The sequence below is a fragment of the Methylophaga sulfidovorans genome (assembly GCF_900114205.1).
In the GTDB taxonomy this organism is placed as follows: domain Bacteria; phylum Pseudomonadota; class Gammaproteobacteria; order Nitrosococcales; family Methylophagaceae; genus Methylophaga; species Methylophaga sulfidovorans.
Map to the genome: position 1 here is coordinate 66,830 of NZ_FOSH01000016.1, position 11,086 is coordinate 77,915.

Here is an 11,086-nt window from a genome sequence, read left to right on the forward strand (position 1 = left end):
AACATGGCTACTTTACTTGATCAGCTTAAGGAAATGACCGTTGTTGTCGCCGACACTGGTGATATTCAAGCTATCGAAAAATTTACACCTCGTGATGCTACAACTAACCCTTCACTGATTACTGCTGCAGCTCAAATGCCACAATACCAAGGTATTGTTGATGATACGTTGAAAGCGGCTCGTGAAACATTAGGTGCTGATGCGCCTGCGTCAGAAGTGGTTTCACTTGCATTTGATCGTTTAGCAGTTTCTTTCGGTCTGAAAATTCTGGATATCGTTCCAGGTCGTGTATCTACAGAAGTTGATGCTCGTCTGTCTTTTGACACTGAAGCTACTATTGCAAAAGGCCGTGACCTGATTGCTCAATACGAAGCAGCGGGTGTTTCACGCGAACGTATCCTGATCAAAATCGCAGCAACCTGGGAAGGTGTTATGGCTGCTAAAGTACTGGAACAAGAAGGTATTCACACAAACCTGACTCTGGTATTTGGTCTGCACCAAGCTGTTGCTTGTGGTGAGAATGGTATCCAACTGATTTCACCTTTCGTTGGCCGTATTCTTGACTGGTACAAAAAAGACACTGGTCGTGATTCTTACGCACCAGCTGAAGATCCAGGTGTTGTTTCTGTTACTCAAATCTATAACTACTTCAAGAAGTTTGGTTTAGAAACTGAAGTAATGGGCGCAAGCTTCCGTAACGTTGGTGAAATCACTGAATTAGCAGGTGTTGACCTTCTGACTATTTCTCCTGCATTACTGGACGAATTACACTCAACTGAAGGTGATTTACCACGTAAATTAAATCTTGAAGATGCTAAAGCATCAGATGTTGAACGCATCGACATGACAGAAGAAACCTTCAAAGCAATGCATGCTGCTGATCCGATGGCAACTGAAAAATTACAAGAAGGTATTGATGGTTTTGCTAAAGCGCTTGAAACCCTTGAAGAGTTGCTGGCTAACCGTCTTGCAGAACTGGAAAGCTAATTCATCAGAATTAAATTTCCCCGTATTCAGCTCACTCCATTTGTGAGTGAGCACGAATGCAGCAGGGTCAGTGAAATTGACTTGTCACTGATTTATGCATATAGTCCCGCTTCACCTAAGCAAGCGTGATAACAATAATTTTTACTATAAATTAGGAGTATATAACATGGCTGAAATCCAAATGGCTCTTGACTCATTGGACTTTGATGCAACAATGGCTCTGGCTGAACAAGTAGCGCCATATGTCGATATCCTTGAAATCGGTACACCTTGTATTAAATACAATGGTCTGAAACTGGTTAAAGCATTGAAAGCAGCTCACCCAGACAAAAAAATTCTGGTTGACCTGAAAACAATGGACGCTGGTGAATACGAAGCAACTCCTTTCTTTGAAGCTGGTGGTGACATCACTACAGTTTTAGGTGCTTCTGACATGGCTACAATGAAAGGTGTTATCAAAGCTGCTAACGCTAACAACGCTGAAGCTCAAATCGATTTAATCGGTGTTGAAGATAAAGCGGCTGTTGCTAAAGAAGCTGCTGCTAACGGCGCGCACATCATCGGTGTTCACACTGGTCTTGACGCACAAGCTGCTGGTCAAACACCTTTTGAAGATCTGAAAACCATCGCTGGTTTAGGTCTGAACGTTAAAGTTTCTGTTGCTGGTGGTATCAACAAAGATACAATCCAAAGCACAGTACAAGCTGGTGCTGACATCGTTGTTGTTGGTGCGGCTATCTACGGCGCTCCATCTCCAGCTGAATCTGCAAAAGAACTGCGTGCATTAGTTGACGCAGCATAAGGATTAGAAAAATGACAATGCATCGTGATCTAGTTGTAAACAAAATCACTGATATTTTAGGGGCTACTGACAGTTCTCTTGAAGCTGAATTCGTTGCTATGTGTGATGATGCTAAACGCATCTTCATTACTGGTGCCGGACGTTCACGTCTTGTTGGTAACTTCCTGGGTATGAGGTTGATGCATAGTGGTTACACCGTATACGTTCAAGGTGAAATCAGCACACCAAGCATCCGCGAAGGCGATTTATTAATCGTTATCTCGGGTTCAGGTGAAACAACTCAGTTGGTTTCATTCGCGAACAAAGCTAAGTCAGAGAAAGCTAAAGTAGTATTAATCTGCTCTAAAGCAAGTTCAACGATTGGTGATATAGCGGACAAAACAATTCAAATTGGTAACGATGATAGCTTTGCTCCTACTAAGGGCATGCCTATGGGTACTATGTTTGAATTATCGACATTGATTTTCTTGGAGTCTATCGTTTCTCATCTTATCCATGAGAAAGGTATTCCTGAGGAAGAAATGCGATACAGACACGCTAATATGGAATAATCACTTTTCCTTAGCAGTAAAATAAAACGGGCAACTTTCGGGTTGCCCGTTTTTTTTATGTCTATAGTTCTGATAGAGCTTATATCGCTGACACGGTATAATATTGTGATACTTATAACTCACTAATCGGTTTTGAAGAGATATGTCAGCAAAAACACTTTACGATAAGCTTTGGGATCAACATGTCGTTCGATCTGAGTCAGATGGCACTACAGCTTTACTGTATATCGATCGTCATCTTGTTCATGAAGTGACATCCCCCCAAGCATTTGAAGGGCTTCGTTTAGCTGACCGCAAGCCTTATCGGCTAAACTCTATTTTGGCGACACCGGATCATAACGTCCCGACCTCACATCGTGAGCAAGGTATTGCTGATCCGATTTCACGTTTGCAAGTTGATACGCTTGATAGTAATTGCGTCGAATTTGGTATTACCGAATTTGGATTAAATGATTTACGACAAGGTATTGTGCATGTTGTCGGACCAGAGCAAGGTGCTACGCTGCCTGGAATGACTGTCGTTTGTGGTGATTCGCATACGTCTACTCATGGCGCTTTCGGTGCCCTCGCCTTTGGTATCGGCACATCGGAAGTTGAGCATGTCATGGCAACCCAATGCCTTATTCAACGCAAATCCAAAAACATGCAGGTGCGCGTTGAGGGTCAGGTTAAACCGGGTATTACTGCAAAAGATATCGTTCTTGCCATCATCGGTGAAATTGGCACTGCAGGTGGTACAGGCTACGCCATAGAGTTTGCCGGTGAAGCGATTCAGGACTTGAGTATGGAAGGTCGAATGACCGTCTGTAATATGACCATAGAGGCCGGTGCTCGTGCAGGTATGATTGCGGTTGATGATACCACCATTAACTATTTGAAAGATCGTCCTTTCTCACCATCCGGTGAAAACTGGGATAAAGCGGTTAAAGCATGGCGTGAATTACATTCTGACGATGACGCTCATTTTGATAAAGTCGTTGTACTTAAAGCAGAAGATATCAAACCTCAAGTCACTTGGGGCACGTCACCGGAAATGGTTGTCTCGGTTGACTCAGCTATTCCAGACCCTGTCAGAGAATCAGATGCAGTAAAACGCAATGGTATGGAAAAAGCGCTTAAATATATGGGCTTGCAAGCCAACCAAGCGATTACGGATATCTACCTGGACCGTGTATTTATTGGCTCTTGTACAAATTCACGTATCGAAGACTTACGTGAGGCAGCTGAAGCTATCCAAGGTGGAAAAGTTGCCGCCAGCGTTAAGCAAGCCATGGTTGTCCCAGGTTCAGGGTTAGTCAAACAACAAGCTGAACAAGAAGGTTTAGATAAAATCTTTATCGAAGCGGGGTTTGAATGGCGAGATCCTGGCTGCTCAATGTGCCTGGCCATGAATGCGGATCGTCTGGAAGCAGGTGAACACTGTGCATCGACTTCAAACCGTAACTTTGAAGGACGTCAGGGCCAAGGTGGTAGAACACATTTAGTTAGTCCAGCCATGGCTGCCGCAGCTGCAATCGCTGGTCACTTTGTTGATATCACACAAAACGTATGATTGATTACCTGGCTGTTCAATCTGAATTAAATACTTTTCGTGATTTTTTACGATGGTCTACATCCCGCTTCAATGAAGCGGGATTGTTTTTTGGTCATGGTAATGAAGACGCTTTTAACGAAGCATCGCAGTTATTACTCAGTGTTTTACACTTACCAGTCAATGCATTGCCTGAAATCTTTTTAGATGCCAGGCTGACACAAGACGAAAAGCGTGCATTGCTTATTGCCATCGAAAAACGCGTTGAAAAACGTATTCCATTACCATACCTGACTAATGAAGCCTGGTTTGCTGGTTTACCGTTTTTCGTTGATGAACGTGTTCTAATCCCCCGTTCCCCTTTTGCTGAGCTAATCGAAACACAATTCCAGCCTTGGCTTACTGAACCTGACTCTGTATTCACTATTTTAGATATGTGTACAGGTAGTGGTTGTATTGCCATCGCCTTAGCGATGGCTTTTGAACAAGCGGAAGTAACAGCGAGTGATATCAGTACGGATGCCCTTGCTGTAGCAGAAATAAACCGCAAAAAACATGGATTAGAAGAACACTTACATCTGCTTCAATCAGATATCTGGCAAGCTTTTCCAGTTGATCAAAAATTCGACTTGATAGTGAGTAACCCTCCCTACGTCGGCGCTGATGAAATGGCTTCTATTCCAGAGGAGTACAGACACGAACCAGCAGGTGCTCTGGAAGCAGATGATAATGGGCTGGCTTTAGTAGAAAAAATCCTGTTGGGAGCCGCAGAGCACATGACCGACCAAGGCTTATTATTTGTCGAAGTTGGTAATACTGATTTAGCTGTCGATGATAAATGGCCAGCTATCGCTTTTACTTGGCTTGAATTAGAAAACGGTGGTCACGGCATCTTCATGTTGGATAAAGCCGCTTGTGAACAATTTAAGCAGCGTTACGGCTAATCATTATTGCTAAATTCTGGCACGGCCTCAGGCTCAATATACAGTCTGACACAATTTCGACCCGCCATTTTAGCCTGATACATAGCCTTATCGGCTAACTCGAATAAGCTATTGAGATTATCATTGTCTTCTTGTCGTAATTGAGCAATACCAATACTCACCGTCACTTCCAGATTGGCAGGCTTTAACTTACTAAGACGCTGAACCATCCGTTCCATCATATTGTTGGCTGAAGCCAGGTCGCACTCTGGCAATAAAAGAACCAACTCATCTCCTGCCCATCTAGCCACAAGATCGACGTCACGCACATGACGTTTCATCCAAGAGCCCAACTCAGACAACATCTGGTCACCATGCTCAAAGCCATAACGCTCATTAATATCTTTCAAATGGTCAATATCAATGACGGCAAGAGATAAACAACGATTAAAGCGATAAGCTTCACTGAAATATTTACTCGCAAACTCTCTCAACGCATGGCGATTAAACAATCCGGTCGTTTCATCCAGCATGGCCAGACTGTGTAATGATTTTTGTTGCGTTCGAAGCTCTTGGGTAGTTTGATAGCTGGTGACATGGTTAAACACGCGTTGTCTTAGCTCTTCACGCACAATCGGCTTTGACACGTAATCGTTGACACCGAGATGGAATAATTCAATCTTGCGTGACATATTGTCAAAACCTGACGTAGCGATAATCGGCACATTGCTATATTCGCTCTGCATTCGACGAATTTTACGAACCAAAGTAATGCCGCTCATACTGCCTTCAAGCATAATATCGGTGATAACTAAATCGTAATCACCACCTTTAAATGCTTCCCATGCACTCTCAGCATAGTTATAAGCATCCACATCAAGCCCCATATCAGTTAACAGGTCGATGATAATGGTTTGTAACACTCGGGAATCTTCAATAAATAAAACTCGGCCACTTAATTGTCGCGACTCTCTCTGGCTCAGACGAGAAAGATATGTATCCATTTCAGCCATATCATTTTTGCTGAAAATATCGGTGGCGCCAGCCAGTAAAGCTTGTTTGAGAATTTTAGAGTTGTCATGCTCTGTTAAGACCAGCAAGGTGGCAAAATCATAACCATTTAATGCTCTTAACTGGCTACAAAATTCACTACTGGCATAGTCAGGCAAGTTATCAGAGCAGCAGACTAAACGGTATCTTGCTGTTGCAGCCTTCCCTAAGCCATCAGCTCCATTCATTGCTGTCTCGACATTGAAACCAGCAGACTCTAATAAATCGATCATATGCTCACAAAACAAAGGTGAGCTATCTATAACTAACGCGTTCAGCATATCTTTCTACTTTCCCGAGTAAAACAAATTAATCCATTAATTTTTTATGCAACGTTACCATCAAATGAACGCCTTCGCGAGCAACTGCTTAGTAAAAATTGTTCTTAGGTAAAACCCTCTTGGATTCATCAAGATGGTTTCGCCTGAAATATCCGAGCTTTTTGCCATCACCCGACTATGAGCCGCTTTCGGTCTTATCTGTAAATACTGGCCTTCCCTTGCTGTTAGCTCCGCCTGTTCGCCCAATGCCAGCCGATCCATTAACTCTTCCCAGTCTGCTTTTAAAATACCTTCTTCTATCTGATCTGGCTGCCATAACCAAGCAGCGCCGATATAGCGTTCAGCAAGAGGAATTGATGACTCCGCTTCAACTGGCAGCCAAAGGACATGTGAGAGTTTCCGTTTAACCCAGCTGTCCTGCCATTTCAGCGCTTCATACTCACTCAATGACACAGTACAAACATAAGTCGATTCTTTAGGCTCACCATGGACATTCAACGGTAATGTTTTTAGTTCAATGCCTAAGGAAATAAAGTCGGGTTCAGCCTGATTACCCGCATCAGCACCAAGATAAGCTTCTAACAATTGTCCAACCCAACCTTTATTTTTCAATAAATCTACCGGTACAGCACAGTTCAATTCATGAGCAATCTGTCCTAAGCTTTTTCCAGTTATTTGCTGACAACGCAGCATTAATTCATCTATTGATTGTGGTGCTGATTTTCGTAACATTGTTTTCCAAATTTTCATCTTGCTGTTGGCATGATAACCTAGCCACCTTTATCACGCTTGAGAGAGACAGTGAAAGCATTATCTATCAAGAATTTAAGTAAAACCTACCGTAACGGCATGCAGGCTTTAAAAGAAATTAACCTGGATGTTGAACAAGGCGATTTTTTTGCTTTGCTCGGTCCTAATGGCGCAGGCAAATCAACGACCATCGGCGTCATCACTTCATTAGTGACAAAAAGTACTGGCTCGATTCAAGTCTTTGATACGGATCTGGATAGTGATGCTGAACAAGCTAAAAGCTATATCGGACTGGTACCACAAGAATTTAACTTTAATGGTTTTGAGCAGGTCAAACATATTCTAGTCGCGCAGGCAGGCTATTATGGGATGCCCGCCAGCCAGGCTGAACCCAGAGCAGATGAGTTACTCAAACAGCTGGGATTATGGGAAAAAAGGGATACCCCTTCTCGTTCATTGTCAGGCGGTATGAAACGCCGACTGATGATTGCCCGTGCACTGGTACACAATCCACGATTGTTGATTTTAGATGAACCGACTGCCGGTGTAGATATCGAGCTTAGGCGTTCTATGTGGACGTTTTTAAGAAAAATTAATGCCGAAGGCACAACCATTATTCTGACCACTCACTACCTGGAAGAAGCCGAGAGCCTTTGTCGTAATATTGCGATCATCGATAAAGGTCAGATTATCGAAAATACAGATATGAAATCTTTGCTTAACCGCCTGGATAAAGAAACCTTTGTATTAGATCTCAAAAAGCCTTTGCTGGACACATTCGAGCTAGATGGATTTGATTACCAGCAAATTGATAACACCACCATAGAGATTGAGATCCATCGTGGTGAATCGTTAAACAGTGTTTTTGAGCAATTAACTAGCAAAGGTATCGAAGTCACCAGTATGAAAAATAAAGTGAATCGTCTGGAAGAATTATTTCTCAATCTTGTTGAGAAGTCGGAGTAACAGCTATGACACCATCTCGTCATCAAAGACACTGGGTCGCATTTTCTACTTTGCTAAACCGCGAAATCCGCCGCTTTTTTAGAATATGGCCGCAGACGATTTTGCCACCAGCCATCACTATGACTCTGTATTTCATCATTTTCGGCAACCTTATAGGCAGTCGGATTGGTGAAATGGGTGGTTTCACTTATATGGAATATATCGTACCCGGTATTATCATGATGGCAGTGATCAATAATGCCTACTCAAATGTTGCCTCTTCCTTCTTCAGTGCTAAATTTCAAAATCATATTGAAGAACTGATTGTGGCACCGATTCCAAATTACTTGATTCTGGCTGGCTATGTGGCTGGCGGTACAGCTCGCGGATTATGTGTCGGACTTATCGTCACGCTGGTTTCACTTTTCTTCACCCATCTGCCGGTTGAACATATTTTCATTACCATCAGCATGGTGTTTCTGAGTGCGGTTTTATTTGCATTAGGAGGATTTATTAATGCCATTTATGCACGTAGCTTTGATGAAATAGCCATCATCCCAACCTTCATTCTGACCCCATTAACGTATCTGGGCGGCGTGTTCTATTCCATCGATTTACTACCAGAGGTATGGCAGCACATTTCAATGTTGAACCCCATTTTGTATATGGTTAATGCCTTTCGCTACGGCATGCTGGGTATTTCAGACATTCCTATCATGGCAGCCTTTAGCATTATCGTTCTGTTTATCGCTGCTTTGACCGCTTATGCCCTATACCTATTGAAGAAAGGTACAGGCCTGAGAAACTAAGTTTTTTCGACTAAGCTCAGAGCTTGCTGAAGAGTGTGAATGCCTGCACCGGCTAAATGAGCGTTCTCACTTAAGTGTCGACGCCAACGTCTGGCACCAGGCTGGCCCTGAAATAGACCCAGCAGATGACGCGTAATGGATTTCAAAGGCCGTCCCTGCTGCATTCGCTCTGCAATATAAGGCAGCATCGCTTCAATGACATCATGTCTGCTTGGCTGGTCAGCAGCGGGCTGCATAAAAATACGTTCATCTGCTTCGATAAGCAGGTACGGATCATTATAAATCGCCCTACCCAACATAGTGCCATCAACATATTGCAGATGCTGCTGCACCTCCAGCAAACTATGAATACCACCATTAATATCGATATGTAAGTGTGGATAGTCTTTTTTGATTTGATATACACGCTGATAATCCAGCGGTGGCACATCGCGATTTTCTTTCGGGCTTAAACCTTTGAGCCAAGCCTTACGCGCATGAAGAATAAAAATATTACAGCCTGCTGCCGACACTGCATCAATGAAGTTAGTTAAAAACTCATAACTGTCCTGCTCATCTATGCCCAATCGTGTTTTAACAGTGACGGGGATATTCACGGCTTTTTGCATCGCTGCTACGCCTTCCGCCACTAAACCCGGCTCAGCCATCAGGCAAGCGCCAAAACTACCTGATTGAACTCTGTCACTTGGGCAACCTACATTAAGGTTAATTTCACTGTAACCGGCATCCTCTCCCATCTTTGCGCATTCAGCCAAAGCCGTAGGGTCAGAACCGCCCAATTGAAGCGCTAACGGATATTCAGCTGCATTGTGCGCTAGAAAGCGCTGTCTATCACCATGAATTAACGCTCCCGTGGTCACCATTTCGGTATAAAGCAGAGTATGTTTAGAGATGAGACGTAACAAATAACGAAAATCACGGTCGGTCCAATCGAGCATCGGTGCAACCGACAAACGATGGGCATGGGAAAGGTCAACTGAGGTCATATTAGCTTAACTACTTTTTACTATCAGCCTGCTATTGTCTCAAAACCTCACGTACAATAGCCATTGTTTTATAAAACAAATACCTAAAGTCTCAATGCCACCATCACACATCACAACCGAAGACTTCAAAGTCAAACTCGTCACTCACGCTAGACGAATTAACATTACCCTCAAAGTCAACTCGACAGGTGTATCTCTACATATCCCGCCCAAACTTCCGATGGATATCGTTCATACCCTGATTGAAGAAAAAACCGACTGGATAAAACAACAACTTGCCAAACAACCCTCTCCCGAACCAGAGCGCCAATGGCTACAAGGCGAAACCTTATTATTATTCGGCCAAGCATTCACTTTGCAATTACAACAAAAAAGCGACTCACCCAAAGTCATATTAAGCGATAACACCATCACACTCTCCGGCAGACTGCATCGCATTAGCGAAAAAACACGCCGACAAACCATTATCGACTGGTACAAAGAACAAGCCGAACGTTATCTCAACAAACGTACCGAAGAACTCAGCCAAATAACAGGGTTACTCCCCAAATCCATCACCATAAAAACCTACAAAGCCCGCTGGGGAAGCTGCGACAAGCACGGTCATATTCAATATAACTGGCAAATTATGCAAGCCCCATCATCGGTCATTGACTACCTCATCATTCACGAACTCTGCCATCTCAAACACCACAATCATGGCAAAGGATTTTGGCGCTTAGTGGCAACATTTTGCCCCGAATATCAACGCGAACAAGATTGGCTCAAACAACATGGCGTAACATTACAACTCTAGAGCAGTTTTAGCTAACGCTTAAATTAGCATTTAACTGTAATCAACAACCTATACACATAACAAGGCCTCTCAATGTCCAACAGTGAAGACAAAGTTGACGCGTTACTCGCCAAACACCCAAACCTAACTAAGGAAGAGGTAATCCAGCTCCTAAAGGACAAGAACGAACGTAAAAAGAAAAAACGGGCGGATAAGTCAGAGAGAATGAGCGCAAAGATATTTAGGAATGAAGAAAACTAAATTAATTAGTAAGTTACTATAGAATTCTCGCCCCTTTTCGACATAAATTGTACTAAAGTACAATACAAATAATAAACCAGATTAAAATATACTTAGGGGCTGATCCAGATAACTAGCCCATATTCGCTTTAACCCATTGAGTTAATTGTTTTAATTGACTCTTTGGGTCACTGTTATTAAATCGCCACTCACACTCTTTCAAAAACAAGTGAAAATGCTCCTTTGGAATACCGTTAAATCGCCGTAAGTGGCGCTTAGCTTGATTCCAAAAATTCTCAATACCATTGATATGATTTTGCTTATCGGCAAAAAGCTTACTATGGTTAATACGATAGTGTTTAAATTCGCTTACATCTAACGCATTATAACTGCGCCAAGTATCGGTATAGACAATACTGTCAGGTTTCACCGTCTGTCTAATAATGGGTATCAAGG

General features: G+C 42.9%; 12 protein-coding genes. 8 read left to right on the top strand and 4 right to left on the bottom strand.

Translation table 11 applies throughout. From position 1 onward, the window contains the following. The first annotated feature begins 3 nt into the window (after positions 1 to 3). The 5 genes from BM232_RS12490 (at position 4) to prmB (ending at position 4,815) form a co-directional block, all read left to right on the top strand. Complete coding sequence (locus BM232_RS12490) at positions 4 to 987, top strand: transaldolase (RefSeq protein ID WP_091715246.1); 984 nt, start codon at positions 4 to 6, stop codon at positions 985 to 987. Between the two features lie 166 nt (positions 988 to 1,153). Further along, positions 1,154 to 1,789: a 3-hexulose-6-phosphate synthase gene (gene hxlA, locus BM232_RS12495; protein WP_007147029.1), complete on the top strand. Its 636-nt coding sequence runs from the start codon at positions 1,154 to 1,156 to the stop codon at positions 1,787 to 1,789. 11 nt (positions 1,790 to 1,800) lie between these two features. Continuing rightward, the gene (gene hxlB, locus BM232_RS12500) at positions 1,801 to 2,340 is read left to right on the top strand and encodes a 6-phospho-3-hexuloisomerase (RefSeq protein WP_091715248.1); all 540 of its coding nucleotides are present in this window, start codon (positions 1,801 to 1,803) and stop codon (positions 2,338 to 2,340) included. A gap of 142 nt (positions 2,341 to 2,482) precedes the next feature. Continuing rightward, positions 2,483 to 3,892 carry a 3-isopropylmalate dehydratase large subunit gene (gene leuC / locus BM232_RS12505; protein ID WP_091715250.1) on the top strand — a complete coding sequence of 470 codons (1,410 nt, stop codon included), beginning with the start codon at positions 2,483 to 2,485 and terminating at the stop codon, positions 3,890 to 3,892. Next, positions 3,889 to 4,815 carry a 50S ribosomal protein L3 N(5)-glutamine methyltransferase gene (gene prmB, locus BM232_RS12510; protein ID WP_091715252.1) on the top strand — a complete coding sequence of 309 codons (927 nt, stop codon included), beginning with the start codon at positions 3,889 to 3,891 and terminating at the stop codon, positions 4,813 to 4,815. Before leuC ends, prmB begins: the two co-directional genes overlap by 4 nt. On the opposite strand, the gene BM232_RS12515 is transcribed toward prmB, so the two are convergent. Next, a complete protein-coding gene (locus tag BM232_RS12515) occupies positions 4,812 to 6,125 on the bottom strand; it encodes a GGDEF domain-containing response regulator (RefSeq protein ID WP_091715255.1) in 1,314 nt (437 codons plus the stop codon). The two genes, prmB and BM232_RS12515, sit on opposite strands and share 4 nt — an antisense overlap. Positions 6,126 to 6,185: 60 nt before the next feature. Next, positions 6,186 to 6,857, bottom strand: coding sequence for a DNA mismatch repair endonuclease MutH (gene mutH, locus BM232_RS12520; RefSeq protein WP_091715278.1), 672 nt, complete (start codon positions 6,855 to 6,857; stop codon positions 6,186 to 6,188). A gap of 69 nt (positions 6,858 to 6,926) precedes the next feature. Here mutH and BM232_RS12525 point away from each other — a divergent pair, with 69 nt between their 5' ends. Continuing rightward, a complete protein-coding gene (locus BM232_RS12525) occupies positions 6,927 to 7,841 on the top strand; it encodes an ABC transporter ATP-binding protein (protein ID WP_091715257.1) in 915 nt (304 codons plus the stop codon). Positions 7,842 to 7,846: 5 nt separating this feature from the next. Beyond that, entirely contained in the window at positions 7,847 to 8,629 is a 783-nt protein-coding gene (locus BM232_RS12530; protein WP_091715260.1) for an ABC transporter permease, read from the top strand. Here BM232_RS12530 and dusA read toward each other — a convergent pair. Beyond that, entirely contained in the window at positions 8,626 to 9,615 is a 990-nt protein-coding gene (gene dusA, locus BM232_RS12535) for a tRNA dihydrouridine(20/20a) synthase DusA (protein ID WP_091715262.1), read from the bottom strand. The two genes, BM232_RS12530 and dusA, sit on opposite strands and share 4 nt — an antisense overlap. A gap of 94 nt (positions 9,616 to 9,709) precedes the next feature. On the opposite strand from dusA, the gene BM232_RS12540 reads away from it, so the two are divergent. Then, positions 9,710 to 10,411: a M48 family metallopeptidase gene (locus tag BM232_RS12540; RefSeq protein WP_091715264.1), complete on the top strand. Its 702-nt coding sequence runs from the start codon at positions 9,710 to 9,712 to the stop codon at positions 10,409 to 10,411. A gap of 352 nt (positions 10,412 to 10,763) precedes the next feature. On the opposite strand, the gene BM232_RS12545 is transcribed toward BM232_RS12540, so the two are convergent. After that, positions 10,764 to 11,086: IS1595 family transposase (locus BM232_RS12545; protein WP_143092293.1), on the bottom strand; the 323-nt coding region annotated here is incomplete at its 5' end.